This is a genomic window from Pectobacterium brasiliense (assembly GCF_013449685.1).
Lineage (GTDB): Bacteria > Pseudomonadota > Gammaproteobacteria > Enterobacterales > Enterobacteriaceae > Pectobacterium > Pectobacterium brasiliense_A.
In genome coordinates this window covers 1-396 of the sequence record NZ_JACDSF010000107.1, presented here as the reverse complement: position 1 = coordinate 396, position 396 = coordinate 1, and the positions used below count along the sequence as shown (strand labels likewise).

Below are 396 nucleotides of genomic sequence, written 5' to 3'. Positions count from 1 at the left end.
TACGAGAATGCGACGGCAGTTGGCGCGAACTGAGTCTATCGATTCCTCCCACTGAACCTGTTCTGGTGAGATTGACGCCTGAGTTATATCAAGCGTTGCAAGGTTCGCCTGACGAGCATCGCCTGCTCGCTCTGTGGCAAGAGGGGGATAGCATCAGACATTTCCCGCCCTGCGAAAGAATGAGCATGGTCCGCAAGGCGCTGAGAAAAGCGGAGCAGGCCGGAGCGGTAGATGGCCAACGTCGGTTATGGGCATTCGCCTATCTGGAAGGTGGGCGTCAGGCGTTGGAAGAACAAAAGGGACGAACATGAGCGTGGCAAGCGGTTTGACAAGAGTCATCTCGGGGCTGATCACAGCGATATGGCAGATACTGCCGCGCTGGGGGCGGTGGACGGC

Annotated in this window: 1 pseudogene; it reads left to right on the top strand. The window is 57.6% G+C overall.

The annotated features are described in order from the left end of the window. Positions 1-311, top strand: a pseudogene (locus tag H0248_RS21460) (DUF4123 domain-containing protein); the annotation flags it as partial. Positions 312-396: the final 85 nt, after the last annotated feature.